Below are 25,295 nucleotides of genomic sequence, written 5' to 3' on the forward strand. Positions count from 1 at the left end.
GATTCTGCTTCCACTCTACGCCGCAGGTGCCCGCGGGGGCCTTGGTTCTACCCTCGAAATCGGCGGGGCCGTTACAGGGCCCGGTTGAGGCTTCGCCGCAGGAGCCAGGCGCCCAGCAGCAGCAGCGCCGCAGCCATGCCGGCGAGCACGCCCAGCTGGGGCAGGATGTCGCCCAGGGTGCCGTCGTGGCGCTGGATGGCGGCGAACGCGTCATAGGCCCACCGGTGTGGCGTGGCGTAGGAGATCGCGGCCAGCGTTTCCGGGAAGAACTCGGGCGGCACCATGCAGCCGCCCAGGCCCGCCAGGACGAGTCCGGCGCCTACGCCCACGCCGGCGGCGGCGGTGTCATTGTCCATCACCGAGCCGACCATCATCGCAGCGGCTGCCGAGACGGCGCAGAAGAGCACCAGCACCAGGGCGGACAGCCACAGATTGCCCCAGTCGACGCCGAACAGCAGCGCGGTGCCGACCATGATGAATCCGCCCTGGACGAAGGCGACGGCGAACCGTCCCAGCGCCTGCCCGGCCACGACCTGGCCGCTGGAAACCGGGGCGGACATCACCCGGCCGACGACGCCTAACCGCCGTGCCTGGATCAGCGTGGCCGCACCGGTGAGTGAGCTGAGGAACACAAAGAGCAGCACCTGCTGCGAGGCACCGAGATCGAATCTTCCCAGCCCGCGAAACTCCTGCACGACGTTGCCGGTGTCCACGATCTCCACCGTAGGCACCGCCACCTGCGCTGCGGCCTGGTCCAGGGCGGGGCGGGCCTGCTCCTCGGGGATTCCGGCGCCGGTCAGGGCAGCGAGCTGGCTCCGGTCCAGGCCCACAGCCTGCACGGCCGTGCGGACCTGCTGCATCACGGCCACGGCGGAGGACTGCGGGGCCATCACGACGTCGAGCCCCGCCGGCTGCCCACCGTCGAAAGCGTCGGCGTCGGCGTCGGCCAGGAAAACCGCGACGTCGGTGCGGCCGCGGCTGAGATCCGCCCGCACCGCGTCCTGGCTGCCTGCGGTGACGTCGACGCCGGACGACTCGAGCTCCGCCTGCAGGGCCTGGGCCAGGGCGCTGCTGGGTCCGGCGATGGCCACCCGGGGCTGGCCGCTGCCGGTACCGAACTGCGACCCGAGCAGCAGAATGAGCATGAGGGGGAAGATGAAGACGAAGAAGATGTTCGACTTGTCCCGCAGGAACCGCAGCAGCTCCACCGTGGCGATCGCGAACATGGCGCTCATGCCTGCGCCCCCCGGTCCGGCACGATGCGTGAGAGGAGCAGTCCGGCCGCGGCGAACGCCAGCATCACCGCGACCGGCCCTGTCACGTCCCCGAGGCCTCCGCCCCCGGCCGAGATCCCGAGACCCCGAATGAACGCGCCGATCGGGTTGAGGTCCAGCAGCGTGGCGGCGAAGCCGGTCCCCTGGACCGGGAAAAAAGCGCCCCCCGCGATCCCCAGCACCATCGCCAGGATGGACTGCGCCACATTGGCCTGCTCCGCCGTCCGGACCAGCCGGGCCACCACAAACGTCAGGCTGGTGGCTGCCGTCACGACGCTAAGAATCAGGGCGGCCACCACGAGCGGCGAGCCGAAGGAAACGCGGAACAGCTGGGAGCCCGCGGTGAGCAGGACGGTGGTGGCAACGACCCCCAGGATGAAGCCGGTGCAGGCCTTGGCCGTGATTACCGCGCTGCTGGTGACCGGCATCGACCGCAGGCGGGCAAGGGTGCCCTGTTCCCGCTCCGCGAGCAGGCCCAACACGCCGAACCCGACCGTGAACATCAGGAACAGCCCGGCCTGGCCGGCCACGAGCGTGCCGCGGAGCGAGAGTTGTTCGGCGGCAGCCTGCCCTTCGGTCAGGGTGAGCAGGGCCGGTCCGGCCGCCGCCTGCTGGGCAAGTCCCGCGAGTTCCTGGTGCGGCAGCCCGGAAATGCCGCCGGCGGCGGCGGTCACCGTGCCTGCGGCGAACTGGTCCACGACCCCCTGGACCACGGCGATCAGCACGCCGGATTCCAACGTGGCGCCGTCACCCTGGATCAGCTGGACCGACGCTGCCTGTCCGGACAGCACCGCGTTGCTGAAGCCCTCGGGAATGATGATGCCGAGGTCGGCGCCGCTGGCCCGGGTCTCGTTGCGGACGTCCGCGGCCGGAACCCGTTTGATGGTGACGTCGATGATTTCCAGTGCATCGACAGCGCCCAGGAGTGCGGCGCCCAGCTGGTCGGCGTCGTCGGCGCTGGCGACGACGACGGCCGGCTGCAGGTCAACGGTGTCCTCGCCGAGGCCGCCGAACACCAGGCTCAGTACCCCCATGAGCGCCAGCGGGACGATGAGGGAGAAGATGAAGACAGACTTGTCCCGGATGCGCTGGCGGAGATCGTTCGCGACCATAGTCCACAGACCGGGCATCTCAGTCCCTCAGCGCCTTGCCGGTCAGGTGCAGGAAGACGGACTCCAGATCGGGCCGGACAATCTCCACGGACGTCACGGACATTCCGGCGAGCCCGGCGCCGGTCACGATCCCCGCGAGTGCTGTAGGTCCGTCGCTAACGGTGAGGATGAGCCCGGCCCCGTCGTTGTCCACATGCTGTACGGCCGGCAGCCCGCGAAGGGCCTCCGCAGCCCGGGACATGCTGCCGCCGCCGCGGAGGTTGATCCGGTCCACTCCGCCGGTGAGCGTGATCAGCTGGTCCCGGGTGCCCTCGGCCTGGATCCGGCCTTCGTCAATAATGGCAATCCGGTCGCAGAGCCGCTCGGCTTCCTCCATGTAGTGGGTGGTGTAGAGCACCGCCATGCCTTCGACGGAGAGCCGCTCCACGGATTCGAGGATGGCGTTGCGGGACTGCGGATCCACCCCGACCGTCGGTTCGTCCAGGATCAGCAGGGTGGGCCGGTGGAGCAGGCCGATGCCGATGTTCAGCCGGCGCTTCATGCCGCCGGAGTACTTCTTCGTCAGGTCGCCGGCACGGTCGCCCAGGCCGATAAGCTCCAGCACCTCGTTGGTGCGCTGGGTGAGTTGCTTGCCGTTGAGTCCCTGCAGGCGACCGAAGAACTTCAGGTTCTCCCGTGCGGTCAGGTCCGGATAAATGGCCAGTTCCTGCGGGACCAGGCCGATGGCCCGCTTGGCCTCCGTCTCGGACGGGGTCATGGACCGGCCCGCCACGCGGACGGTTCCCTCGTTGGCGGGGATCAACCCCGCGACCATGGAGATGATGGTGGTCTTGCCGGCACCGTTGGGGCCCAGCAGCCCGTAGGTTTCCCCGGTGCGGATGTGGAAGGAAACGCCGTCGACGGCGGTCAGGTCCCCGTAGCGCCTGACGAGTCCGCTGACGTCCAGCACGTCCTTGATGGCTACCTCAGCAACTTCCACAAGCACTCCCCCAGTCGCGTTGCACAGTCGCGTTGCACAGTCGCGTTGCACAGTCGCGTTGCACAGTCGCGTTGCACAGTGCTGTCCAGACTAGCCTTCCATGCGGGATTCCGGGACAGGGCACTTGGACCTCATGTTGCCGGTCACGAGGGACGCGCGAAACCGCCGCCCCGGCGCCGAGGGAACCACCAGCAGGGTCGAACTGAGGGCCAGCGGCGTAGCGAAGACCTGGAGCAAGGACGTATTGGCGGGCGATGAGCATCTCCGCGCCGAACTGGCAGGCGGCGATCGGGATCGAGACAGCCGGTGAGCGCAGCCGCTAAGCTGAGCGGAATCGTCACCGCCCGGCAATAGGCCCGTAACAGCCGGCGGACATCATGGGACCCATGAAGCCCTCAGCGCGCGGCAACAAGCATGGCGGACCTCAGGCTCCGGCCGCCTCCGAACTGAGCTGCGAAGTCTGCGGCCAGATGCCCGAACCGACCAAAACCCGGCTGACCCTGGCCAACGTCGCCGTGATGCTGCCGATTGAGCTGGTGGTCCACGCGGCGGTGGTGGGAACTCACCTGCCCTATCTGGCGAAGGTCCTGGTCCTCACGCTGACAGCCACCATCCTGGTCATCTGGGTGGCGGAACCGTCCGCGGCGCGGATGCTGCGGAGCTGGCTGCACGCCCCCGCCCTCCGGCACCGCAGCCGGCTCGGCGCGGCCCCGGCCCTCTGGCGGGCCCGCACCATCGTGAAAGACCGGCCCGGTTCCCTGCAGAAACTCACGCAGTCGCTCGCCGGGCTGGACACGAACATCCTGAGCATCCACGTCCACCCGGTCGACGGCGGTGTGCTGGATGAGTTTGTGCTGTCCGCGCCCGGCGAGCTGGGCGAAGCGGAGCTGGTGGAAGCCCTGCGCGACGGCGGCGGCAACGACCCCCATGTCTGGCCCACCACGGCGCTGGCCATGGCCGACGGGCAGACCGGGGCGCTGAGTCTTGCGGCCAGGATCGCGGCCAACCCGGAGGAGCTGCCGTTTGCGGTCGCTGAACTGCTGCGCGCCCGGATCGAGAGCAGGCCAGAGACGGGCACCGCGGCGCCGGCTGCCACAGCGGCCCGGGCCACGGCCCCGGCTGGAACCGTACTGAGGATCCCGACAGCCTGGCACGGTCCCATCACGTTCGTCCGTCCGGGCGAGCCGTTCACCCCGGCGGAATCCGCCCGGGCGCACCGGCTGGCCGAGCTCGCCGAGATCCTCGCGCACCGCCCGGTCTCCGGCCGCTGACACCGGGTTGGTTCTGCGCTGCCGGCTGCCGGCGGCCGCTAAGCGCTGGTGGCCATACGGATCAGCAGGGCATCCCGATCGACTGAGACGGCCAGATGCATGCCGGTACCGAGGTGGTCTCCGTCGAGCTGAAATTCCTGCTCAGTCTCCAGCGTGATCTCGGCGGACTTGCCTTGGAAGTACTCCACAGATTCGGTCTCGCGCTTGTTCCGGCCAAAGATGCCGGCAACGACTCCCAGCCAGCCAAACCTTCCGCGCGGGGCCAGGACCAGAAGGTCCAGCAGACCGTCGTCCAACGTGGCAGCCGGGAAGATCTCCACCCCGCCCATGATCCGGCCGCAGTTGCCGATCATGACGCTGCGGATCCGGCGGCGGACAGGCTCTCCGCCGTCGACGCTGATCCTCGCCCTGACCGGTTTGCCGGGAAGTTTACGGATGCCGGCCTCCACATACGCGAGCCAGCCCATGCGGTCCTTCAGCATGTCCACGGTATCGGCCATGATGGCGGCGTCGTAGCCGAGGCCGGCCATCACCAGGAAGACTTGTTCTTCGTTTGAATGGTTGAGCGTTGCCTTGACGACGTCGATGGCCCGTTCGCTGCCGTTGAGGACATCGAAGCAGGCAGATACCGGATCAGTGATATCGACGCCAAGGTTGCGGGCCAACAGGTTCCCGGTACCCAGCGGGACGAGTCCCATCGGCGTCCCGGTGCCGGCGAGCACCTCTGCAACGCAGCGTACGGTGCCGTCGCCGCCCGCGGCGATCACGACGTCGACGCCCGTCTTGAGGGCTTCGCGTGCCTGGCCGGTTCCGGGGTCTTCGACAGTGGTTTCGAGCCAGAGCGGCTCGGCCCATCCCTGCGTTTCACAAAGCCGGAAGATGGCTCCCTGAAGGGCCGGTCCACCGGATTTGGAGGGGTTAACGATGACGGCGGCACGCTTGCCCTGTGGCGGGCTCTCAAGCGCGGAATTGTTCTCTGACATGGCGTCCTTCAGGGCAAGTGGGCGTGGGGTATCCCGGATGAAATCCTAGCGGGATTCCGCCCCGATCGTCCGCAGCAGGGTTGCGAAGCGTGGACGTCCGAGCGCCACGGTCATTAGACTGGCCATGCTCATGTACTGGAGCCTGCCGGCGCGAACCCTCTGCCGGCCAGGCCGCCTGTCCGGATTAGCCTGGCAGGACGCGTTCCAGGGGCGGAAAGCGGGAGCAGCACATGTCCGAAGCACAGGAGTATTACGCGGCCGAGGCCGAGGCATCCAGCATGGATCCCCACGATTGGGGCCGCGCGATGGCGCTGGCCGTCACCCGTCTGGCCGAGCAGATCGCGCCGGCGGACAGCGAGGACATTCACGCCTCGCTCGTCGGCAGGGACCTGCACCTCAACATCCGGGATGACGACTCCGGGGTCACCATTACGGTCTCCACCGGGCCGGCGTCGGGCAGGTCGGCTGAGGCCAGCTAGCGCCCCGAGGTCAGGTCCGCGGAAATGAGTTCCGCGGCAGCCACAGCGGCCCCGCGCACCGAGTTCAGGTAGGCCTCAGGATCCGGCCGGCTTGCTACCAACTGGGCCTGCAGGGACACGTTGATGGCCGCCACCACCTTCGGCCCGTCATGGACCGGCGCGGCGACGGACATCAGCCCTGGCTCCAGTTCCTGGTTCAGCAGGCACCAGCCCTGCGCCCGGACGCGGGCGAGCTCCGCCAGCAGGCCCTCCCGGGTGCCGATGGCAAGCGGCGTCAGGGGCCGGATGCTGGCGGCAGCGAGGTAGGCCTGCAACTGGGCTGGCGGCAGCGCCGCCAGCAGTATCCTCCCCATTGAGGTGGCGTAGGCCGGGAACCGGGTGCCCACAGTGATCCCGACGGTCATGATGCGCCGCGTCGCCACCCGGGCGATGTAGGCGATGTCGGTGCCCTCCAGCACGGCGGCCGACGTCGACTCCCCCAACTTCAGGGACAGTTCCTCAAGGTGTGGCTGGGCCAGCTGCGGCAGTGAGAGCCCTGACAGGTAGGCGTAGCCGAGCTGCAGCACCTTCGCGGTCAGGGCGAAAATTTTGCCGTCTGTGCGGACATAGCCCAGCTCGACGAGGGTGTACAGGAACCGCCGCGCGGTGGCCCGGGTCAGATCTGTCCGGGCCGCCACCTCGGTCAGCGTCATCTTGGGGTGATCCGTGTCGAAGGCGCGGATCACCGCCAGCCCGCGTGCCAGCGACTGCACATACTGGTCGCTGGCCGCGGGCGCGCCACCGGTCCCGGCAGTGCTTGCTGCCTCTCTCATGTCCTCGCCTCTCGTTTCCGCCCCACTTTATCCGTGCCGTCCTTTCCCTGCCGTCCTTTCCCTGCCGTCTGGATCCATGCCGTCTTGATCCGTGCCGGCAGATCCTCAGCGTGCGGTGGCCGCGGCCTTGAGTGGCACCGGAACCATGCGCTGCAGTTCTTCAAGGGTGCAGCCGAACGTTTCGCGGACCTCCACGCCGCCGGGCCCGGTGAGGAAGACGGCCTTGTCCGTGTAGACCCGGGTCACGCAACCGATGCCCGTAAGCGGGTAGCCGCAGGACTGGACAAGCTTGGAGACACCTTCGCGGGTCAGGAGGGTCATCATCACGAAGACGTCTTTGGCGCCGGTAGCCAGGTCCATGGCACCGCCGACAGCCGGGATCGCGTCCGGCGCGCCGGTGTGCCAGTTGGCGAGGTCGCCGGTCGCGGAGACCTGGAAGGCACCCAGTACGCAAATGTCCAGATGGCCGCCGCGCATGATTGCGAAGGAGTCGGCGTGGTGGAAGTAGGAGGCTCCGGGCAGTTCCGTCACGGGAATCTTGCCTGCGTTGATGAGGTCCCCGTCGATCTGGTCCCCGGTGGCAACCGGACCCATGCCCAGCATGCCGTTCTCGGTGTGCAGCGTGATGTTCTGCTCGGGCAACAGGTAGTTGGAGACCAGGGTGGGTTGGCCGATGCCCAGGTTGACGAAGGAGCCCGGCCGGATATCCCGGGCCACCAGCCGGGCGAGGTCATCGCGGCCCAGAGGCTGGTCCGAGCTTTGGAGACCGGCCTGGCTGTTGGACTGCACGCTCATCTCAGGCCACCTTCACAATGCTGTTGACGTAAATGCCGGGAGTCACAATGATTTCCGGATCGAGGCCGCCGGTGGGAACGATCCCGGATACCTGGACGACGGTGTGTTTGGCCGCGGCTGCCATGATCGGGCCGAAGTTCCGGGCCGTCTTGCGGTAGACGAGGTTGCCTTTGCCGTCGGCCGTGAGGGCCTTGATGAGCGCAACGTCGGCGTGGATGGGCGTCTCGAACACCTGCCACTTGCCGTCCAGGAAGCGGGTTTCCTTGCCCTCGGCCAGCGTCGTGCCGTAGCCCGTGGGCGTGAAGAAGCCGCCGATCCCGGCCCCTGCGGCGCGGATCCGCTCGGCCAGGTTGCCCTGCGGGACGAGTTCGAGCTCGATTTCCCCGGCCCGGAACTTGCCGTCAAAATGCCAGGAGTCTGATTGCCGCGGGAAGGAACAAATCATCTTCTTCACCCGGCCTTCCTTGATCAGCAGCGCAAGGCCTTGGTCGCCCTGGCCGGCGTTGTTATTGACCACGGTGAGGTCCGTGGCGCCGCCGTCCATGAGCGCGTCGATCAATTCGAACGGCTGGCCGGCGTTGCCGAAGCCGCCGATCATGATGGTGGAGCCGTCCCGGACGCCGGAAACGGCTTCCTGGACCGATTCTACGAAGCTCAGCATTCTTTACGCCTTCCCGGCAGTAACGTTTTCGAGGACGACCGCGAGGCCCTGGCCGACACCGATGCAGATCGCGGCGACTCCCCAGCGTTCACCGGAGGCCTGCAGGGACCGCGCCAGGGTCCCCAGGATGCGCCCGCCCGAGGCGCCCAGCGGGTGGCCCATCGCAATGGCGCCGCCGTGCCGGTTCACGACCCCCGGGTCCACGCCCCAGGCGTTGATGCAGACCAGGGATTGCGCGGCGAAGGCCTCGTTGAGTTCGACGGCACCGACCTGGTCCCAGCCGATTCCGGCCTTCGCGAGGGCCTTGTTCGCGGCCTCCACGGGGGCGTAGCCGAAGAACTGTGGTTCGTTGGCGTGCGCGCCGCGGCCCGCGATGCGGGCCAGCGGGTCCAGGCCCAGCAGCCCGGCGGCGGCCTCGCTGCCCAGCCAGGCCGCGGAGGCGCCGTCGGACAGCGGTGACGCGTTCCCGGCGGTGACGGTGCCGTCCTCGGTGCGGAACACGGTCTTGAGCCCGGCGAGTTTCTCCGCCGAGGACCCGGCGCGGATGCCTTCGTCGCGGACCAGGTCCGTGCCCGGAACCGCGGTGACGAGGCGATCATAAAATCCCTCGTCCCATGCCGCGGCGGCGAGGTTGTGGGAGCTGGCCGAGAACGCATCCTGCGCCTCGCGGGTGATTCCGTAGTTCCCGGCCAGCCGTTCGGTGGCCTCGCCCAGGGATACGGTCCAGTCCGGCCGCATAGCCTTGTTCACCAGACGCCAGCCCAGGGTGGTGGAGACCAGCGTCATGTCCCCGGCAGGATAGGGTTTCTCGGTTTTGGGCAGCACCCAGGGCGCCCGGGACATCGACTCGACCCCGCCGACCAGCATGAGCTCGGCGTCCCCCGTGGCGATCTGCCGGGAGGCGATGATCGCCGCGTCCAGCGAGGATCCGCAAAGCCTGTTCACGGTGGTGCCGGGGAGCGAAACCGGCAGGCCCGCCAGAAGCGTGCCCATCCGGGCGATATTCCGGTTTTCCTCACCGGCGCCGTTGGCATTGCCGAACACCACCTCATCGATGCGCTCGACGTCGAGCCCCGGCACGCGCCGGACCAGCTCACGGATTACATGAGCGGCGAGATCATCCGGCCGGACCCCGGCGAGCCCGCCGCCGAATTTCCCAAACGGCGTCCGCACGGCGTCGTACACAAAAGCCTGGTTCATGGTGTCTCATCCATTTCGGTGTCGTCCATGGCGGCGTTGTCCATGGAATGGAAGACGTGCTGCGCGGTCTTGAACGCCGTGTTCGCGGATGGAACTCCGCAATAAATGGCCGTTTGCAGCAGAATTTCCTTGATCTCGTCCCGGCTCAGGCCGTTGGTGACAGCGGCGCGGACGTGCATGGCCAGTTCGTCCCAGTGGCCGTGGGCCACCATGGCTGTGATGGTGACCGCCGAGCGCATCTGCCGTGACAGGCCCGGCCTGGTCCAGATCCCGCCCCAGGCGATCCGGGTAATCATCTCCTGAAAGTCCTCGGTGAAGGAGTCCATGGTGGCGTTGGCCCGGTCCACGTGGGCGGCGCCGAGGACCTCGCGGCGGACCTGCATGCCGCCGTCGTAGATTTCCTGGCTGGTAGCCTCCGGCTGTACCACACCGTGGCGTTGACGGCCGGCCCGCTGGGCGTTGCCCGGCCCGCTGCCGGTCATTTGGCGGCTCCGCTGGACTCGGTCCAAGTGATGAGGTTCTTCAGCAGGTCGGCGACATGGCCCGGGGCCTCGAACGGTGCCAGGTGGGCCACACCTTTGAGGGTTACGGCGCTGGCGGTACCGCCGCCGGCGGTGATCCCTTCCACAATCGCCTCGGCGAGTGATGGCGGGGCGACGCTGTCCTCTGCGCCGGCGACGGCCTGGGTGGGGACGCGGATGCTGCCGAGGTCGTCCCTGACGTCATAGCCGGCGAGGGCTTCGCAGCAGAAGGCGTAGCTGAAGCGGTCGGCGTCGCGGAGGCTGTGCAGCAGTCGGCTGCTGAGCTCGGGCTGGCGGTCCATGAAGCCGGGGGCGAACCAGCGCTCCGCGGAGCCCTGGATCATCACGGGGGTTCCCTGCAGGCGGACCGTCTCCGCGCGTTCCAGCCAGCCCTCGGGCGTGCCGACCTTGGCGCCAATGCACTGCACGGAGAGACTTTTGAGCCGTTCGCCGTGCTTGATGCCCAGCTGCAGCCCGGTGGCGCCGCCGAGGGAGACACCGGCATAGTGGAATTGCGCTCCGGGGGCGATCGAATCAACCAGCTCGACGACGGCCTCGGCCAGTTCCGCGACGGTGAACGTCTCTTTCGCTGCCGGTGAGATGCCGTGGCCCGGCAGGTCCCAGGCGACGACGTCGACGTCGCTTCCGAGCAGGGCGCCGACCTGGCTCCACAGCAGCGTGGACGTGCCCAGCGACGGGCCCGCCACGAGGAGGGGTTTGTCCCCCAGCGGTCGCTGGGGCGAAAGCAGTACTGCCTTGACAGTCGGTCTAGCCACGGGGGGCTCCGTTCGGGTCGGTGGACGGTGATGAGGTCTGGACTCCGGCGTCGGGGACGGTGATGCTGACGGCGTAGTCCGGGTAGGCGGCGAGGATGCGCCGGGAGATTTCGGCGGCCTGGCCAAGGTAGTTGGCCGGGTCGAGCAGCTCCTCCAGCCGTGCGTCGGAGAGCAGTTCCGGCGGGACGGCCGCACGCAGCAGCCGCCGGTAGGTGGACGCCTGGTCCGCGGCCGGGACCTGCAGTGTCTGGTCCACCACGGCCTGCAGCCGTTGCCTGCCGTCCGCACTGTTCTTGCCCGGGACGCCGGACAGGAGGGGTGCGACGGCGGCCGTGACGGCCTCGCTGAGCAGCAGCGGGCCGGAAAGTTCGAGGTTCCGCCGCATGGCCCCGGGGAAGACCTGCAGGCCCTCGGTGAGTTCGCGGAGCTGCGCGGCGGCGCCAAGGCCGAGGCGGAGGAGCTGGCGGAGCGCCGGCCATTCGGTGTGCCATGCGCCGTCGGGGCGTTCATCGTTGAAGGTGGCGGCTGCCAGGTGCAGCTGGGCGGCCTGGCCGGGAGACTGCAGGGCCGCGCTGCGGACCAGCACGGAGAGCACCGGGTTTTGCTTTTGCGGCATGGCCGAAGACCCGCCCCGGCCGGCGGCGCGGGGTTCGGCGAGTTCGGCGACCTCCGGGCGGCTGAGGAACAGCACGTCGGCGGCGATCTTGCCTGCGGCGTCGGTCACGGCGGCCAGCGCGTCGCCGAGCGAGGTGAGGGCCAGCCGGTTCGTGTGCCAGGGCGCAGTGACCGCGGCGAGGCCGAGTTCGGCGGCCAGCCGGTCGGAGAGATCCAAAGGGCTGAGGCTTGAGTGTGAGGTCAGTACGGTGCCCGCGGCCAGGGTTCCGGCGGCTCCCCCGGTCTGAACCGGGAATTCGACGGCTTCGAGGCGGCGGGCGGCCGCGGCGAGTCCGTGGAACCACTGGGCCGCCTTGAGCCCGAAGCTGAACGGCAGGGAGTGCTGGGTGAGGCTGCGGCCCACGCACAGGGTGTCCGTATGCTGTTCCGCGAGGGCGGCCAGTGCCGCCGTCGTTGCCGTGAGCCCGGTGAGCAGCCCGCGGACCGCATCCCGGCTCAGCAGCATCAGGGCGGTGTCGAGGACGTCCTGGCTGGTCAGCGACGTGTGAACGGCTTTCACCGCGCCAATTTCGTGCACATCAAGGGCGTTGACCTGCCCGCGGAGGTCCGCCAGCAGCGGGATGACCGGGTTGGCGCCGCCCTGGGCGCGGACGGCGAGGTCCGCGACGTCGTAGCGGTCCACTTCGGCGGCCGCGGCGACCACCGCAGCGGAGCCGGCCGGGGCGAGGTCCGCCTGTTCCAGGACGGCGGCCCACGCGGCCTCGACCCGGAGAATGACGGTCAGGACGGCCCGGTCCCCGGTCAGCGCCGTCACCAGAGGCGACGCCGACACAGGACTCAGGAGACCAAAATCGCCCTGCGGGCCGGCGTTGAAGCCGGTGGCCGCGCTGGTTTCACGGGAGATCACGTCGAGGCGCCCTCGAAGTCCAGGAACACCGTTTCCCCCTCGCCCTGCAGACGGATGTCCCAGGTGAGACCGCCGTCCGCGTCGCGGCGTGCGATCAGCGTCTTGCGGCGTTCCGGATCCAACGAGGACAACAGCGGATCCGCCGCCAGCGCCTCCTCGTTCTCCGGCAGGTAAATTCGGGTGAAGAGCCGGTTCATGAGGCCGCGGGCAAAGACCGCGACGGCGATGAACGGCGCCGCGCCGTCCTCGGTGGGGCCGGGGTTGACCGTGGTGAACGTGAAGACACCGGTGTTGCCCACGGCGCTGCGGCCGAAGCCGGTAAAGGTGTAGCCGTCGCGCACCAGCGAGCCGGTGCGCTGCGGGACCTTGCCCCCGGCGTCCGCCTGCCAGATTTCCAGGATCGCGTCCGGAATCGGGTGCCCGGCGCCGTCGTATACGGTGCCCTGAAGCCGCAGGGATCCCGGGGAGCCGGGGGCCAGCAGCTCGCGGTCCTTGGCGTAGGGCAGTGCGTAGCCGTAGAAGGGTCCCACGGTCTGGCCGGGTGTGGGGGTGGGTTTATTCGTGCTGGCCTTATTCATGGTCATCTCCTTCTGCTCCCAGGGCCTCGTTCTCGGTCCACGTTCGTTTGGATCCGGTCAGGACGATGTCCCAGTTGTACGCCAGGGCCCACTCGGGCTTGGTCTGCTCGTGGTTGTAGGTGGCCACGAGCCGGTCCCGGGCCTCCTGGTCCACAATCGACTGGTAGATCGGGTCAAGGGGAAAGAGCTGGTCGCCCGGGAAGTACATCTGGGTGATGATCCGCTGCGTGAACTCCTGCCCGAACAGGGAAAAGTGGATGTGCGCCGGGCGCCAGGCGTTGAGGTGGTTCTTCCACGGGTAAGCGCCGGGTTTGATGGTCGTGAAGCTGTAGGAGCCGTCGGCACCCGTGATGCAGCGGCCGACGCCGGTGAAGTTGGGGTCCAGGGGCGCGGGGTGCTGGTCCCTTTTGTGGATATACCGGCCGGCGGAGTTTGCCTGCCAGATCTCCACCAGCTGACCGGCGACGGGGCGGCCATCACCGTCGAGCACGCGGCCGGAGACGACGATGCGTTCGCCCAGCGGTTCACCCTTGTGCTGGATGGTCAGGTCCGCTTCCAGCGCGTGGACGTCCATGTGCCCGAAGGCCGGCGAGTAGAGCTCGATCGTCTCCGGGTCCGCGTGGTGCAGGTCCTTGGTGGGGTGGCGCAGGACACTGCTGCGGTACGGTGCGTAGTCCAGCCGCGGCTGGATTTCTGCCGGGGCGCCGTTCGTGAGTGCCTGTGCGTAGGCGTCGCCGATGGTCTTCATCTCGGCGCTGAGGTCCGCCTGCGGCTCTGCGGCCGTATCCAGGGCAGGAACAGCGGGCGCAGGCGCCTTCGGTGCGGCCTCCGTGGCTTCGTCGGACACGTCTTCGGTGAGCGGGTCCGGGTTGTAGATCTCGAGGTTGATTTCTTCAGGCACAGCAGCCTCCTTTCGTTCGGTGGTGATGTTCCTTTATGGATGGTGCGGTTTCGCGCGGTGAGGTTCGGGAGACAGCCGAGGCTTGGATCAGGAAGTCCCAGCCGGATGATGTTGCGCCGCAACCGCCGATCAAGCCCGCGGGCAAGGACCTTGCTTGATAGCTCATCCTGATAGCTCCTCCGACGGCGGCACTGGGTGGGCGGCGGCCGATCGTGCGCAGGCCGGAGCTTTGTGGTGGAAATTACACTAGCGCGTTTGTTCACATATTGCACGGTTGTTCTACTAGTGAACAATCAGACCCAGTCAGGGGTGGCCGGCGCCCAGCACTGCCGCCAGATCGTACTTGACCGGTTCTTCGAGTTGCGCATAGGTGCAGGAGCGCGGGTCCCGGTCCGGGCGCCACCGGACAAACTGCGTCGTGTGGCGGAACCGTGCTCCCTCCATATGGTCGTATTTCACTTCCACAACCCGGTCAGGCCGAAGCGGGGTGAAGGAGAGGTCCTTGCCTCCGCTCCACCGGCTGCCCTCGGCTTTGCGCGGCGTCCGGGCGCCCTCCTCCTGCCGGGCCCAGGCCCAGGGGTGCTTGTCGAAGCTGGTCACCAGCGGCTGGAGCTCCTCGAAAAGGTCCTTGCGGCGCTGCATCGGGAAGGCCCCGACCACACCCACGTTGGCGAGTCCGCCCTCGTCGTCGTAGAGCCCGAGCAACAGTGACCCGACGCGGTCCGGCCCGGAGGTGTGGACCCGGAATCCCGCCAGCACGCAGTCGGCCGTGCGTTCGTGCTTGATCTTGAACATGGCGCGCTTATCCGCGAGATATGGTCCGTCCAGCGGTTTGGCCACAATTCCGTCGAGCCCGGCCCCCTCGAACTGGTGGAACCACTCCCCGGCGGTTTGCCTGTCCCGGGTCGCGGCCGTCACGTGGATGGGCGCCGAGCTTTTCGCGAGCGCACGCTCGAGCGCCTCCCGCCGCTCCACGAACGGGCGGGCGGTGAGGTCCTCGTTGTCCAGCGCCAGCAGATCGAACGCCACAAACCGCGCCGGGGTCTGTTCCGCCAGCAGCTGGACCCGGCTGGCGGCAGGGTGGATGCGCTGCTGCAGCGCCTCGAAATCCAGCCGGTCTCCGGAAGCACCGACCAGGATGATCTCGCCGTCGAGCACACAGCGCGGCGGCAGGTTTGCCTTCAAGGCCTCGACAAGCTCGGGAAAGTAGCGGGTCAGCGGCTTGCCGTTGCGGCTGCCGATCTCCACATCGCCGCCGTCCCGGAAGATGATCGCCCGGAAACCGTCCCATTTCGGTTCGAACATCACCGCACCGTCAGGCAGGCCAGCTACGGCTTTCGCCAGCATTGGAGCGATCGGGGGCATCAGGGGCAGTTGCATAGGCCCATTGTGTCCGAGCGCCCCGCTGCCCGCCAGAGCGGCTCCCGCACCAAGCGCTTACCCACGTCTTACCCGGCGGAAATACGGCGGCAACAATTGCTCGTCACACTGGAAGTGCCGGCAAGAGCAGGCACCACGCTCCAGTCCAGGAGGCCCGCCATGTTGAAAGAAGCCAAAGCCCAGGGGACCCGTGTCCGCGCCCTGGAGCAGCTGCGCCGCGGCGACGAGATTGAGGCGCGGCTGAAGGTCGGGCCCAATTACGACGACGTGGTGATCCGGCGCGGCAGCGTCCAGGAAACGGCGCCCGGAATCGGCGTCGTGTGGATTCTGGACCGCCAGTCCGGCACCCGGAAGGCTCTCAACGCGGACGAGTGCAGCCTCTGGCGGGTCGCCTGAGACCACGTGGCCACCAGAGTGAAGCCGTCAGCCCCCGGCCACGGACTGGATGATCAGGACCTCTGCGCCGGGGCTCACAGGGGTGGACAGGCCCTGCAGCCGGCGGATCTCATTCCCATTGACGTATATATTCACGTGCCGCCGGACCGTCCCCGTCTCGTCGCGCAGTCGCCGCGACAGCGCCGGGTACTCGGCCGCCACCAGATCCAGCACGCCCGCTACCGAGACGTCCTGTTCCGCGGGGGCAGTCAGTACGGGCCGGCCGCCGGCGAATGCCTGGAGGACGCTTGGCAACACCACACTGATTCCGGCCATGGCGCCTCAGGCACGTCCGGCCGTGCCGGCTGCCATGGCACCGGGCGCGGATACCGGGGACACGGCCGCGGCACGAATGCACAGCACATCCGGCAGGTGCGAGACCACCTCGGTGAAGTGCTCGCCCTCGTCCGCGCTGGCGTAGACACTGCCGCCGCGGGTGCCGAAGTACACGCCGGCCGGTTCAGCCGCGTCGACACAGGCCGCGTCGCGGAGGATTGAATTGAACTCGGCCTGCGGCAACCCGGCGTCCAGCCGTTTCCAGCTCGCGCCGGCGTCATCGGTCCGGTGCACCGCCAGCTTTCCCTCCGGCGGGATCCGCTCGCCGTCCGCTTTGAGGGGGATGACCCAGGCCGTGCCGGCACGGCGCGGATGCGTCAGCATGACGAAACCGAAGTCTGCCGGCAGCCCTTCAGCGATCGACTCCCAGCTCTCGGCGTCGTCGTCGCTGCGGTAGACGCCGTGGTGGTTTTGCGCGTATAGCCGGCCGTCGACGGCAGCGTCCGCGGCGATCTTGTGGACGCACTGGCCGAATTCCGGGTTGGGGTCGGGCATGAAGTATGCCGAGATGCCTTTGTTGCGCGGCTCCCACGAGCTGCCGCCATCCAGCGAACGGTAGACCCCGCCCGTGCTCATGGCCACGTGCACCTTCTCTCCGGTGCGATCGAGGACGATCGAATGCGCTGCGGCGCCACCGAAGCCGGCGCCCCATTCATCGCGGTGCGGGTGGTCCCAGAGCCCGCGGTTGAGTTCGAAGTGTTCACCGCCGTCGGTGGACTTCCAGACCGAGATCGGTTCGCAGCCGGCCCAGACGACGCCTGGACGGGCCTCGGCGTCGGGGTGGATCTGCCAGACGCGTTCCAGGGCGGCCTCCGTGTCCGAGGGAAAACGGATGGCCCCGTGTTCGGGTTCCGTCCAGGTCTCCCCCAGGTCATCGGAATGAAAGACCGTGGGACCCCAGTGCTCGGAACGGACGCCGACCAGAATCCGGGTCCTGCCCTCGCGGGTGTCGATGCCTATGCTGGGGATTTCGCTCATCAGGAAGTGGGGGCCGGAAACGGACCAGGATGTCCGGTCCGGGCTCGTTGCCAGCCAGAGGCCTTTTTTGGTGCCGATCGCCAATACGTAACTCTCTGCGGTAGCCATGCACCCCATGGAACCACCACCCGTACATGGCCGCAATGGTTTCTTGCTCGGCGCCCCCTCCGTCCAATCGGCAAAGTCAGGTGCTTCGCCGCAACCCGTGACCTTTCTGAGGGACAACGGGGAGGAAGCCCCTGTTCCTGCCGCAATGCGGAGGCCACAATGAGGCATGTCCGCCGAATACCCCGGGAGTGCGCCGCCCCTCGTCGTCGGCGTGCTCCCGGGGCAGAGATCCGAAGTACTGCAGACCGCCGCCGCGCTGGCAGCCCGGCTCGGCACCGCACTGATCTGCGCCCATGTTGATGAGGCGAGCTACCTCGTCGAGTGGGATCCCGCACGGTCCGCCCACCGGCTCTCGCTGCACCCGGATACGGACAACGCCGAAATCCGGGCTGTGACGCAGGAGCTGCGGAGCAGCATCAGCGCAGCGTGTGACAACCTGGGCGTCCATTGGGCCTTGCGAACACTGGCAGGCGATCCGGCCCGTGCGCTGGGGAGGTTGGCGGCCGAGACCGGCGCCGCGATGATTATCGTAGGCACCCCCGAGCCGGGCCTGGGCCACCGCATCTCCGCGGCCCTCAATGGTTCCGTGGCTGCCTGGCTCAGCCACCACCAGTTTCACCCGGTTTTGATTGTTCCGGTCCGTGCTGCGGACCATCACCGGACGGGGCATGGGTCCTGACCGGGAAAAACCACAGGACCGGGGCGGCCGCCCCGAAACTAAAGCGAAAGTAGTTATTCGGGGTGCTGGCTTTCTCCGCCAACGGCCAAGTAAACTCTACACAGCGGGTTAGAGATTCACTGTTTGAGAGTCACCGTTTGAGATTCAGTGTTTGAAATTCTCAGCCCGCCCATAGACTGCTCCGGAGTGCGTATCCCCCAATAACGCACTCCGGAGCTCTTTTGTGTTCGGACGGATGCCTCCGGGCGCGCATCCCATACCCCCGCGGGGTACTTGCCATATACCCTCGGGGGGTATATGTTGAGCCTATGAATGAGCCTGAGATCCCGGCCCCGCCATCGGCCACCGCCGGACCGCAGCAGACACACGGCTATTCCGCCCACAAGGATGCCTACCAGCTGCGGCTGAAACGGATCGAGGGCCAGGTGCGCGGCATCGCCCGGATGGTTGAGGACGACAAATACTGTATCGACATCCTCACCCAGGTTGCCGCCGTCACGAAGGCCCTGCACGCCGTCAGCCTGGGGCTGGTGGAGGAGCACATCGGCCACTGCGTGGTCGGTGCCGCCGCAGAGCCGGATCCGGCTCTGCGTGCGGAGGCCATCGACTTTAAGGTCAAAGAGGCCACCGATGCCATCGGCCGGCTGCTGCGGTAGCGGCAAAACCACCCTTCACCCCACCGGATGCCGAACCGGCATCCCCCACCAGGAGTAAGTCCATGAGCGCCGTCTCCACCATCGTCAACGTGTCCGGCATGACCTGCGGGCACTGCGTGTCCTCCGTCAGCGAAGAACTCGAGTCCCTCGCCGGCGTTGAAAAGGTCGACGTCGACCTCAACGCCGGGGGAATTTCCACCGTCACCATCACCTCCGCCGGCGCCCTGTCCTCCTCGCAGATCGGCGAGGCCGTGGCCGAGGCGGGCTACCTCGTGGTGTCCAACCAGAGCTGAACCCTGCCCGCCGCGTCCCACACCGCACACCGGGTACAGAGCACCGGCACCTGGCACCACGCACCGCAGGAAAGACAGGGAACACCGTGAGTAAAGAGCAACTGCTGGACCAGCCCGGGACCCGGGTCATCGAACTCGACATCGAGGGCATGACCTGCGCCTCCTGCGTCAGCCGGGTGGAACGCAAGCTTGGAAAGCTCGACGGCGTCACCGCCACCGTCAATCTCCCGCTGGAGTCAGCCCGGGTCACCGTCCCCGGAGCCGTCACCGACGCCCAAATCACCGCCACGGTGGAGGCAGCAGGCTACAAAGCCACAATCCGTGCGCCCAAGTACCCAGCGGCACGCACCGGACCTGTCGAAACTCAGACGCCGAACGAAAGCGCCGGTGGGGGTGGGAGGACCGTCGCTGCCGGGGACATGCGGGAGCGTGCGTCCAAGGGAGGAACGGCCGAGCACGCGGAGCATGTGGTCGGCGATGGCCCGGGCGTGCATACGGCATCCGCGGCCGCAGCCAGGCTCCGCCCGCGCCTGATCGTCGCAGCCGTCCTCACCATCCCGGTGTTCCTGATCTCGATGTTCCCCGCTTTCCAGTTCCCCAACTGGGGATGGGCGGCGGGAGCGATTGCCTTGCCCGTGGTGACCTGGGCCGCCTGGCCGTTTCACCGGGCCGCCGTCATCAACGCCCGGCATTTCGCCTCCACGATGGACACCCTCGTTTCCATCGGCGTCACAGCCGCGTACGCCTTCTCCGCCTGGCAACTCGCCGCCGATCCGCGGATGACGGACCACCCCCAGGGGATGCCGGGCATGGAAGGCCCGGGCCCAGGCGGCCTGTACTTCGAGGTCGCCGCCGTGGTCACCACCTTCCTGTTGCTGGGCCGCTACCTGGAGGCCAACGCCAAGCAAAAGGCCGGTGACGCGCTCAAAGCCCTGCTGAACCTGGGCGCCAAGGACGCCACCATCCTCCTGAACGGCCTGGAGCAGCAGATCCCCGCCGATCAGCTGGAAGTCGGCGACCTCATCGTCGTCCGCCCGGGGGAAAAGATCGCGACCGACGGCATCGTCGTCGAAGGCTCCTCCGCGGTGGACGCCTCACTGGTCACGGGCGAGTCCGTGCCGGTGGAAGTCGGCCCGGACACCCTGGTCACCGGCGCCACCATCAATACCTCCGGCCGGCTGCTGGTCCGCGCCACCCGGGTGGGAGCCGAAACAACCCTGGCCCAGATGGGCCGCCTGGTGGCCCAGGCGCAGACCGGCAAAGCGCCGATCGCGCGGCTGGCGGACCGGATCAGCGCGGTATTCGTTCCGGTGGTTCTGGTCATCGCCAGCCTCACCTTTGGCGCCTGGCTGCTCGCAGCCGGTCCGGCCATCAGCGACGCCGAACTGCGGGCCGCGTTCACGGCCGCCGTGGCCGTGCTGGTCATCGCCTGCCCCTGCGCCCTGGGCCTGGCCACCCCCGTGGGTCTTCTCACCGGAACCGGCCGGGGAGCCCAGCTGGGGATCCTGATCAAAGGGCCGCAGGTTCTCGAGGACACCCGGACGGTTGACACCATTCTGCTGGACAAGACGGGGACCGTGACCACCGGTCACCTCGCTGTTGACGGCGCCGAGACGTTCGGAGCCTTTACCCCGGCCGGGGTCATCCGCCTCGCGGGGACAGTCGAGGCCGCATCAGAACATCCAATCGCCCGCGCCGTTGCGGCGGCCGCACTCCAGGCGGAGCGCCACAGCAGCGGAGCCCGCGCCCTTCCCGACGTTTCCGGCTTCCGTTCCGCACCGGGCGGCGGGGTCCAGGGAACCGTGGAGGGCCAGGCCGTCACGGCCGGACGGACGGGCTGGCTGCAGGAGAACGGCATCCACCCCGCCGCCGCGCAACTGGCGGCGTTCAGCGCGGCAGAGATGTCGGGGGCCACCGCCATCTGGGTCGCCGTGGACGGTGAGCCGGCCGGATTCATCAGCCTCCGGGACACGCTGAAGCCCGGCTCCGCCGCTGCAATTCTGCGGCTCCGGGAGCTGGGGCTCCGGCCGATTCTCCTCACCGGAGACAACGCGGCAGTCGCCGCGAAGGTGGCGGCCGACGTCGGCATCGCCGCCGAAGACGTCTTCGCCGGAGTACTGCCGGAAGGAAAAGTCGACGCGGTGCGGAAGCTGCAGGCCGGCGGCGCCACGGTAGCCATGGCCGGCGACGGGGTGAACGACGCCGCAGCGCTGGCCCAGGCTGATCTCGGCATCGCCATGGGGTCCGGCACCGACGTCGCCATCGAGGCCGCGGACCTCACGGTGATGGGCAATGACTTGGGGCAGGTGGCCCTCGCCATCGAACTGTCCCGCAGGACCCTGGCGACGATCAAGACGAACCTTTTCTGGGCTTTCTTCTACAACGCCGTCGGGATCCCTGTGGCGGCGCTTGGCCTGCTCAACCCGATGATTGCCGGTGCCGCGATGGCAGCCAGCTCCGTGCTGGTCGTGGGGAATTCCCTGCGGCTCCGCAGCTTCGGCAGGTAACTGCCCGGCGGGCCCGGCACCGCTTCTTCAGGCCGGGCCGAAGCGGAGGGCAGACCTCGCCTTCGCCTTGGCAGCCTCCTCCTCGCGATCTTTGGCCGGAGCCTGGGTCACCAGGGAGTCAAGCAGGTGGTGGGTGGCATGGGCAATCTCCTGGACTGCCCGGTTGAAGACCGCTTCGTTGGCCTTTGAGGGCCTGGTATTGCCACTGATCTTGCGCACGTACTGCAGCGCGGCGGCCTCGACCTCAGCGGAGGTGGCGTGGGGTTCGAAATTATGGAGGGTCCGGATGTTTCGGCACATATCTCCATGCTAAGTTCCATTGCCGCCGGGATCGAGGGCACGGGAAACGGGGCCCAGCGAGAATCTTCCGGCCTTGGCATTGCCTTAGGGCACTGGTTCGACGTCGTTTGCGTGGTCGAGTGCTGCGGCATCGAAGCCCTCCGGGAACCTTCTGAGCTCATCCAGCCTGACCAGCACGACGCCGCCAACGATTAGCAGCCCGCCCATAAGCTGGATGGGGCCCGGCAGTTCGCCGAGCAGCAGCCACGCCCAGATCACGGCGAACAGCACTTCGGTGAGCGAGACGAAGGACGCCACCTTGGAGCCGAGTGCCCGCGCGGCCACAATGCCCGAAACATAGGCGAGCACGGTGGCCAGCACCACAAGTCCGCCCAGGGCCACCCACCAGGGCGTAACCCAGGGGCCGAGCCGGGTGTCTGCTGCGCTGAAGGTCATGGGCAGCAGGCCGGTCGCCGCAGCAAGCCACATGGTCACGGCCCCGACCAGAAGCCCGCCGGAGGCCAGGACGATCGGTGGCAGGGTGTCATTCTCTTTCGCCGTGATGAAGAAGTAGATTGCGAGGCACACAGCTGCCGCGATTCCCCAGAGGACACCAACGACGTCGACCTTGACCGCACCGGTGAGATCCAGCACCAGCACCAGTCCGCCCAAGGACAGCAGCGTCCCGGCGATGGTCAGTGGCCTCGGGCGTTTCCGGCTGGCAGCCCAAAGCCACAACACGATGATGACGGGGGCGAGATACTCCAGCAACAGCGCGACTCCGACCGACAGCCGGGCCACCGCATTGAAGTAAAACAGCTGGCACGCAGCAACCCCGATAAGACCAAAGAGCAGCACCGTGAGCCAGTTGTCTTTCAGCTGGTGCCAGCGGCCACGAAGCGCCGGAACCGCGGGCACCGCCAGGATCACCGCGGCACCGGTGAGACGTGCGGTAACGGCTGCCCCGGGGCTCCAGCCCGTCTCCAGCAGCGCCTTGGCAAAGGACCCTGAGAGGCCGAACACGGCGGAGGAGAACAAGGCAACGCCGAGGCCGGACGCCATGAACCCCGACGCCGCACCAAACCTGCCTGCACCGCGCCCAGCGGATGCCGACGGTCCGGATTGTATCTGTGCCGGTGCTTCGGCGGAGCGGCGTGCGGCAGACAAGACTGCCTCCTGTCAGGAGTAAAAGGGGTTATGCTCATGACAGTACGCTCTGCCCTCGTAAGGAGTCAAGATGCTTTTTGCCCCTGACACTGAGGTGGCCCTGCGCTCGGTGGTCAACCTCATCAACTCCGCGGCCAACGGCGAGGAACACCTCAACACCAGCCGCGACCTCGATCACTTCCTGGCGGCGGAGGGATTCACCGGGTCGCGGACCGGGGACGCGGACGAACTGGCCAGCGTACACCGGCTCCGCGGGGAACTCGCCTCACTGTGGCTTGCTGGCGAGTCTGCGGCCGTGGAGACCGTGAACGCCCTGCTGCGGACGGCGCGGGCACTCCCCCAACTCGTCAAGCACGACCAGTGGGACTGGCATCTGCACGCCACCTCCCCCGACGCGCCGTTGGCGGACCGGATGAGCACGGAGGCCGCGATGGCCCTGGTGGATGTCATCCGCAGCAAGGAGATGGACAGGATGCTGGTCTGCGCTGCCGAGGACTGCAACGCCGTAGTGCTGGACCTCAGCCGAAACCGCTCCAAGCGCTACTGCGATACCGGCAACTGCGCGAACCGGGCGCACGTCGCCGCGTACCGTGCCCGGAAGGCCGGGTTCTGACGGCGTCACAATGCCCGCGCCGGCGGCGGGATGAATAGCCGCGCGGTGTTTAGCCATAGACTGGATTAATTCGCTTGGCCAGTAGGCCAGCGATAACCAATTGAGGGACACCACGACATATGGCACACCGCCCGCTTCAAAATATCTCGGCAACACTGGGGATCACCGGAATATTGGCCTTCGCATTGGCCGGCTGCGGCGCCGGGGCCCCGGCACCGGCGGCCAGCAGTTCGCCGGAAGGGTCCGCGCCATCGGCCAGCAGTTCGACGGCGGCGCCGGCCACCGCTTCGAGCAGTGCCGGCGGTTCCACCCCCAGCGCGGCCGCATCCTCGGCACCCGCGGCAGGGGCCGCCGGCCCGCTGACAGCACCGGGAACCAAGCTCCAGGCCGGTGAATCCGCGGTGACCCACAGCAACACGGGCAAGAACAAGGCGGACCCCAAGTACGTGGAGGCAGTCTTCACCTCAACACTGACCGGCGTGGTGGCAGGAACCCCGGACGACTTCGCCAAGTTCAAGGACGCCGCGAAGTTCGCCGGGCAGACGCCGTACTTTGTCTCCGTCAGCCACCGCATGGATAGCCTGAGCAAGCCGTCGCTGGGCATCAGCGAACCCAAAGTTACGGCCCAACTCAAGGACGGGTCGGAGGCTCAGTCACTGATTGTCTTCGGGGCTTTCGACCAATGCGAGAGCACCCGCTTCGCCACGACGGGCAGCGGGGACGCGCTGGCCCTGGTAGTCGGGAGCACCATGGTGTCCTGTCAGGTGTTCCTGGCGCCGGCCGGCGACGAGGTCAAGACTGTCGAGTACACCGATTCCCGATACATCTACGCCAACTACAGCGACAACCCCTACTTGAAGAATCCGGTTTCCTGGACCAAGTAGCACCATCAGCCCGGGTTCGGGCGTCGTGGGTGACGGCGTATGGGAATTTAGCGGACGCCGTCACCCGGCGCATGGGGTCCGGCGTCCGGTGCGCCGGCTTCAGGCCGGGTCGGCGCCGACTGACCGCCGTGACCGGCCCTCCGGGAACTGAGGTTCACGCCGGATCCTTTGCCCAGGTACTCCGCATTGGGTTTGTGGCCCATCGCCAGCATGGCGAGCACCACCAGGATGACGATGAACGCGATGCCGGCGGCGGTGAAAGCCAAATCAAAACGGGGCATCTTCGCGCTGCCGCCGGAGGCAAAAATGAGGGTGGCTACAAAGGCCAGCACAGCCCAGAATGCAGAAAACATGAGCGGTCCCTTGACCGAAGTGCGCAGCTTGCGCGGTTCCCCGGATTTCTGCTGTGCCACGATGCTTCCTCCTGCAGCCGACGCCGCCAGGCGTGGCAGTTGTGATGCCGCAATCGTTCTACGCGAGGTAGAACCTGTCGCTACTAGTTTACGGCCTCCGCCGAATCAGCCCGCGCATCGTGCCGCAGGGTCAGTCCGGCAAGCACCCACAGCACACCGCTGATGATGGCCCCCCCACCGGCGACACCGAGGAGTGCGTGCGGCCCCAGGTCAATAAAGAACGGCAGCAACGCCGCCGTTCCGAGCCCGACGGCGCCGGAGGCGATCCAGTCACGCGCCAAAGGGGACCGGCCACGGCAAGTGAAGCCGAGGGACAGTTCTGCGGCCCCGGCCAGCCCCAGGCCCACCGCCGCGAGCACACCGAAAGCCAGGTTGCCGGTGATGAAGGCCACCGCGACGCCGGTTCCGGTCAGCACCGCTCCGGCGGCTGAGAGCGCCTTGCTGGCCGCGGAGCCCGGCCGGAGCCCGGATTTACTCACGCTCCAGAGCAACACCAGGCCTGTGGCCAAGAGATAGAGTCCGCCTGTCCAGCCCATCTCCGACGAAGACGGCGCGGCCCAGAAGACGGTGACGGCCCCGAAGGCCAGGGCGAGAACGGCGCGGACCAACACCGGTTTCCAGAGGTCGGCCGCGGCGGGAAGGGCGGTGGCGGGCTGCGGGGCTGCGGGAGAAGTCACCCGTCCAGTTTAGTGCGGCGCCACGC

Annotated in this window: 30 protein-coding genes; 9 read left to right on the forward strand and 21 right to left on the reverse strand. The window is 67.8% G+C overall.

The window, feature by feature from the left end:
* Positions 1-71 precede the first annotated feature (71 nt).
* From VUN84_17470 to VUN84_17480, 3 genes are read right to left on the reverse strand one after another with little or no spacing between them, the layout of a single operon-like run.
* Positions 72-1,235, reverse strand: a complete 1,164-nt coding sequence (locus tag VUN84_17470) for an ABC transporter permease (protein ID XAS64046.1) — start codon at positions 1,233-1,235, stop codon at positions 72-74.
* Entirely contained in the window at positions 1,232-2,386 is a 1,155-nt protein-coding gene (locus VUN84_17475) for an ABC transporter permease (protein ID XAS64047.1), read from the reverse strand. The genes VUN84_17470 and VUN84_17475 overlap by 4 nt, the downstream gene beginning before the upstream one ends.
* Before the next feature lie 19 nt (positions 2,387-2,405).
* On the reverse strand, positions 2,406-3,365 hold the full coding sequence (locus VUN84_17480) for an ABC transporter ATP-binding protein (GenBank protein XAS64048.1): 960 nt from the start codon (positions 3,363-3,365) through the stop codon (positions 2,406-2,408).
* A 386-nt stretch (positions 3,366-3,751) separates the two neighbouring features.
* On the opposite strand from VUN84_17480, the gene VUN84_17485 reads away from it, so the two are divergent.
* Positions 3,752-4,636, forward strand: a complete 885-nt coding sequence (locus VUN84_17485; protein XAS64049.1) for an amino acid-binding protein — start codon at positions 3,752-3,754, stop codon at positions 4,634-4,636.
* Positions 4,637-4,674: 38 nt separating this feature from the next.
* On the opposite strand, the gene VUN84_17490 is transcribed toward VUN84_17485, so the two are convergent.
* Positions 4,675-5,619 (reverse strand): diacylglycerol kinase family protein, encoded by a 945-nt coding sequence (locus VUN84_17490; GenBank protein XAS64050.1) that lies wholly within the window; start codon positions 5,617-5,619, stop codon positions 4,675-4,677.
* Between the two features lie 230 nt (positions 5,620-5,849).
* On the opposite strand from VUN84_17490, the gene VUN84_17495 reads away from it, so the two are divergent.
* Positions 5,850-6,098 carry a hypothetical protein gene (locus tag VUN84_17495; protein XAS64051.1) on the forward strand — a complete coding sequence of 83 codons (249 nt, stop codon included), beginning with the start codon at positions 5,850-5,852 and terminating at the stop codon, positions 6,096-6,098.
* Here the strand turns inward: VUN84_17495 and VUN84_17500 are convergent.
* The 10 genes from VUN84_17500 to VUN84_17545 all read right to left on the reverse strand — a co-directional run bounded on the left by VUN84_17500 (position 6,095) and on the right by VUN84_17545 (position 15,244).
* Entirely contained in the window at positions 6,095-6,910 is an 816-nt protein-coding gene (locus tag VUN84_17500) for an IclR family transcriptional regulator C-terminal domain-containing protein (GenBank protein ID XAS64052.1), read from the reverse strand. The genes VUN84_17495 and VUN84_17500 overlap by 4 nt on opposite strands.
* 105 nt (positions 6,911-7,015) lie before the next feature.
* Positions 7,016-7,705 carry a 3-oxoacid CoA-transferase subunit B gene (locus VUN84_17505; protein ID XAS64053.1) on the reverse strand — a complete coding sequence of 230 codons (690 nt, stop codon included), beginning with the start codon at positions 7,703-7,705 and terminating at the stop codon, positions 7,016-7,018.
* A 1-nt stretch (position 7,706) separates the two neighbouring features.
* Positions 7,707-8,366, reverse strand: coding sequence for a 3-oxoacid CoA-transferase subunit A (locus VUN84_17510; protein XAS64054.1), 660 nt, complete (start codon positions 8,364-8,366; stop codon positions 7,707-7,709).
* A 3-nt stretch (positions 8,367-8,369) separates the two neighbouring features.
* Positions 8,370-9,566: a thiolase family protein gene (locus tag VUN84_17515; protein XAS64055.1), complete on the reverse strand. Its 1,197-nt coding sequence runs from the start codon at positions 9,564-9,566 to the stop codon at positions 8,370-8,372.
* Positions 9,563-10,048, reverse strand: coding sequence for a 4-carboxymuconolactone decarboxylase (pcaC, locus tag VUN84_17520; GenBank protein XAS64056.1), 486 nt, complete (start codon positions 10,046-10,048; stop codon positions 9,563-9,565). Before pcaC ends, VUN84_17515 begins: the two co-directional genes overlap by 4 nt.
* Positions 10,045-10,863, reverse strand: a complete 819-nt coding sequence (locus VUN84_17525; protein XAS64057.1) for an alpha/beta fold hydrolase — start codon at positions 10,861-10,863, stop codon at positions 10,045-10,047. The genes pcaC and VUN84_17525 overlap by 4 nt, the downstream gene beginning before the upstream one ends.
* Positions 10,856-12,385: a lyase family protein gene (locus VUN84_17530; GenBank protein XAS64058.1), complete on the reverse strand. Its 1,530-nt coding sequence runs from the start codon at positions 12,383-12,385 to the stop codon at positions 10,856-10,858. The genes VUN84_17525 and VUN84_17530 overlap by 8 nt, the downstream gene beginning before the upstream one ends.
* Positions 12,382-12,963 carry a protocatechuate 3,4-dioxygenase subunit alpha gene (gene pcaG / locus VUN84_17535; GenBank protein XAS64059.1) on the reverse strand — a complete coding sequence of 194 codons (582 nt, stop codon included), beginning with the start codon at positions 12,961-12,963 and terminating at the stop codon, positions 12,382-12,384. The genes VUN84_17530 and pcaG overlap by 4 nt, the downstream gene beginning before the upstream one ends.
* Complete coding sequence (pcaH, locus tag VUN84_17540; protein XAS64060.1) at positions 12,956-13,864, reverse strand: protocatechuate 3,4-dioxygenase subunit beta; 909 nt, start codon at positions 13,862-13,864, stop codon at positions 12,956-12,958. The genes pcaG and pcaH overlap by 8 nt, the downstream gene beginning before the upstream one ends.
* Positions 13,865-14,167: 303 nt before the next feature.
* Positions 14,168-15,244, reverse strand: coding sequence for an ATP-dependent DNA ligase (locus tag VUN84_17545; GenBank protein ID XAS64061.1), 1,077 nt, complete (start codon positions 15,242-15,244; stop codon positions 14,168-14,170).
* 159 nt (positions 15,245-15,403) lie between these two features.
* Here VUN84_17545 and VUN84_17550 point away from each other — a divergent pair, with 159 nt between their 5' ends.
* Positions 15,404-15,640 carry a hypothetical protein gene (locus tag VUN84_17550; GenBank protein XAS64062.1) on the forward strand — a complete coding sequence of 79 codons (237 nt, stop codon included), beginning with the start codon at positions 15,404-15,406 and terminating at the stop codon, positions 15,638-15,640.
* 27 nt (positions 15,641-15,667) lie between these two features.
* On the opposite strand, the gene VUN84_17555 is transcribed toward VUN84_17550, so the two are convergent.
* Both VUN84_17555 and VUN84_17560 read right to left on the reverse strand, forming a co-directional pair.
* Positions 15,668-15,955 carry a MoaD/ThiS family protein gene (locus VUN84_17555; GenBank protein ID XAS64063.1) on the reverse strand — a complete coding sequence of 96 codons (288 nt, stop codon included), beginning with the start codon at positions 15,953-15,955 and terminating at the stop codon, positions 15,668-15,670.
* Between the two features lie 6 nt (positions 15,956-15,961).
* On the reverse strand, positions 15,962-17,110 hold the full coding sequence (locus VUN84_17560; GenBank protein ID XAS64064.1) for an exo-alpha-sialidase: 1,149 nt from the start codon (positions 17,108-17,110) through the stop codon (positions 15,962-15,964).
* Between the two features lie 157 nt (positions 17,111-17,267).
* On the opposite strand from VUN84_17560, the gene VUN84_17565 reads away from it, so the two are divergent.
* The 4 genes from VUN84_17565 to VUN84_17580 all read left to right on the forward strand — a co-directional run bounded on the left by VUN84_17565 (position 17,268) and on the right by VUN84_17580 (position 21,236).
* On the forward strand, positions 17,268-17,780 hold the full coding sequence (locus VUN84_17565) for a universal stress protein (GenBank protein ID XAS64065.1): 513 nt from the start codon (positions 17,268-17,270) through the stop codon (positions 17,778-17,780).
* Between the two features lie 308 nt (positions 17,781-18,088).
* Positions 18,089-18,436, forward strand: a complete 348-nt coding sequence (locus VUN84_17570; GenBank protein XAS64066.1) for a metal-sensitive transcriptional regulator — start codon at positions 18,089-18,091, stop codon at positions 18,434-18,436.
* Positions 18,437-18,498: 62 nt separating this feature from the next.
* Entirely contained in the window at positions 18,499-18,729 is a 231-nt protein-coding gene (locus VUN84_17575) for a cation transporter (GenBank protein XAS64067.1), read from the forward strand.
* A gap of 86 nt (positions 18,730-18,815) precedes the next feature.
* A complete protein-coding gene (locus tag VUN84_17580) occupies positions 18,816-21,236 on the forward strand; it encodes a heavy metal translocating P-type ATPase (protein XAS64068.1) in 2,421 nt (806 codons plus the stop codon).
* Between the two features lie 27 nt (positions 21,237-21,263).
* Here the strand turns inward: VUN84_17580 and VUN84_17585 are convergent, their stop codons facing one another.
* Together VUN84_17585 and VUN84_17590 are read right to left on the reverse strand one after the other, a co-directional pair.
* On the reverse strand, positions 21,264-21,536 hold the full coding sequence (locus VUN84_17585; GenBank protein XAS64069.1) for a DUF2277 domain-containing protein: 273 nt from the start codon (positions 21,534-21,536) through the stop codon (positions 21,264-21,266).
* 84 nt (positions 21,537-21,620) lie between these two features.
* A complete protein-coding gene (locus VUN84_17590; GenBank protein ID XAS64070.1) occupies positions 21,621-22,577 on the reverse strand; it encodes an EamA family transporter in 957 nt (318 codons plus the stop codon).
* A 175-nt stretch (positions 22,578-22,752) separates the two neighbouring features.
* On the opposite strand from VUN84_17590, the gene VUN84_17595 reads away from it, so the two are divergent.
* Complete coding sequence (locus tag VUN84_17595; protein XAS64071.1) at positions 22,753-23,295, forward strand: CGNR zinc finger domain-containing protein; 543 nt, start codon at positions 22,753-22,755, stop codon at positions 23,293-23,295.
* Between the two features lie 136 nt (positions 23,296-23,431).
* On the opposite strand, the gene VUN84_17600 is transcribed toward VUN84_17595, so the two are convergent.
* On the reverse strand, positions 23,432-23,674 hold the full coding sequence (locus VUN84_17600) for a hypothetical protein (protein XAS64072.1): 243 nt from the start codon (positions 23,672-23,674) through the stop codon (positions 23,432-23,434).
* Between the two features lie 22 nt (positions 23,675-23,696).
* Between VUN84_17600 and VUN84_17605 the strand changes: the two genes are divergently transcribed.
* Positions 23,697-24,179, forward strand: a complete 483-nt coding sequence (locus VUN84_17605) for a hypothetical protein (GenBank protein XAS64073.1) — start codon at positions 23,697-23,699, stop codon at positions 24,177-24,179.
* Positions 24,180-24,226: 47 nt separating this feature from the next.
* Here VUN84_17605 and VUN84_17610 read toward each other — a convergent pair whose 3' ends face one another.
* Both VUN84_17610 and VUN84_17615 read right to left on the reverse strand, forming a co-directional pair.
* Complete coding sequence (locus VUN84_17610; GenBank protein ID XAS64074.1) at positions 24,227-24,592, reverse strand: hypothetical protein; 366 nt, start codon at positions 24,590-24,592, stop codon at positions 24,227-24,229.
* A gap of 83 nt (positions 24,593-24,675) precedes the next feature.
* A complete protein-coding gene (locus tag VUN84_17615) occupies positions 24,676-25,269 on the reverse strand; it encodes a hypothetical protein (GenBank protein ID XAS64075.1) in 594 nt (197 codons plus the stop codon).
* Positions 25,270-25,295 lie beyond the last annotated feature (26 nt).

The sequence above is a fragment of the Micrococcaceae bacterium Sec5.8 genome, assembly GCA_039636775.1.
Lineage (GTDB): Bacteria > Actinomycetota > Actinomycetes > Actinomycetales > Micrococcaceae > Arthrobacter.

Excerpts from the sequence above, each read along its gene's own strand:
- VUN84_17470 (XAS64046.1), bottom strand. The coding sequence starts at position 1,235 with ATGAGCGCCATGTTCGCGATCGCCACGGTGGAGCTGCTGCGGTTCCTG.
- VUN84_17475 (XAS64047.1), bottom strand. The coding sequence starts at position 2,386 with ATGGTCGCGAACGATCTCCGCCAGCGCATCCGGGACAAGTCTGTCTTC.
- VUN84_17485 (XAS64049.1), top strand. The coding sequence starts at position 3,752 with ATGAAGCCCTCAGCGCGCGGCAACAAGCATGGCGGACCTCAGGCTCCG.
- VUN84_17490 (XAS64050.1), bottom strand. The coding sequence starts at position 5,619 with ATGTCAGAGAACAATTCCGCGCTTGAGAGCCCGCCACAGGGCAAGCGT.
- VUN84_17495 (XAS64051.1), top strand. The coding sequence starts at position 5,850 with ATGTCCGAAGCACAGGAGTATTACGCGGCCGAGGCCGAGGCATCCAGC.
- VUN84_17500 (XAS64052.1), bottom strand. The coding sequence starts at position 6,910 with ATGAGAGAGGCAGCAAGCACTGCCGGGACCGGTGGCGCGCCCGCGGCC.
- VUN84_17505 (XAS64053.1), bottom strand. The coding sequence starts at position 7,705 with ATGAGCGTGCAGTCCAACAGCCAGGCCGGTCTCCAAAGCTCGGACCAG.
- VUN84_17510 (XAS64054.1), bottom strand. The coding sequence starts at position 8,366 with ATGCTGAGCTTCGTAGAATCGGTCCAGGAAGCCGTTTCCGGCGTCCGG.
- VUN84_17515 (XAS64055.1), bottom strand. The coding sequence starts at position 9,566 with ATGAACCAGGCTTTTGTGTACGACGCCGTGCGGACGCCGTTTGGGAAA.
- pcaC (XAS64056.1), bottom strand. The coding sequence starts at position 10,048 with ATGACCGGCAGCGGGCCGGGCAACGCCCAGCGGGCCGGCCGTCAACGC.
- pcaG (XAS64059.1), bottom strand. The coding sequence starts at position 12,963 with ATGAATAAGGCCAGCACGAATAAACCCACCCCCACACCCGGCCAGACC.
- VUN84_17545 (XAS64061.1), bottom strand. The coding sequence starts at position 15,244 with ATGCAACTGCCCCTGATGCCCCCGATCGCTCCAATGCTGGCGAAAGCC.
- VUN84_17550 (XAS64062.1), top strand. The coding sequence starts at position 15,404 with ATGTTGAAAGAAGCCAAAGCCCAGGGGACCCGTGTCCGCGCCCTGGAG.
- VUN84_17555 (XAS64063.1), bottom strand. The coding sequence starts at position 15,955 with ATGGCCGGAATCAGTGTGGTGTTGCCAAGCGTCCTCCAGGCATTCGCC.
- VUN84_17560 (XAS64064.1), bottom strand. The coding sequence starts at position 17,110 with ATGGGGTGCATGGCTACCGCAGAGAGTTACGTATTGGCGATCGGCACC.
- VUN84_17565 (XAS64065.1), top strand. The coding sequence starts at position 17,268 with ATGTCCGCCGAATACCCCGGGAGTGCGCCGCCCCTCGTCGTCGGCGTG.
- VUN84_17570 (XAS64066.1), top strand. The coding sequence starts at position 18,089 with ATGAATGAGCCTGAGATCCCGGCCCCGCCATCGGCCACCGCCGGACCG.
- VUN84_17575 (XAS64067.1), top strand. The coding sequence starts at position 18,499 with ATGAGCGCCGTCTCCACCATCGTCAACGTGTCCGGCATGACCTGCGGG.
- VUN84_17585 (XAS64069.1), bottom strand. The coding sequence starts at position 21,536 with ATGTGCCGAAACATCCGGACCCTCCATAATTTCGAACCCCACGCCACC.
- VUN84_17590 (XAS64070.1), bottom strand. The coding sequence starts at position 22,577 with ATGGCGTCCGGCCTCGGCGTTGCCTTGTTCTCCTCCGCCGTGTTCGGC.
- VUN84_17595 (XAS64071.1), top strand. The coding sequence starts at position 22,753 with ATGCTTTTTGCCCCTGACACTGAGGTGGCCCTGCGCTCGGTGGTCAAC.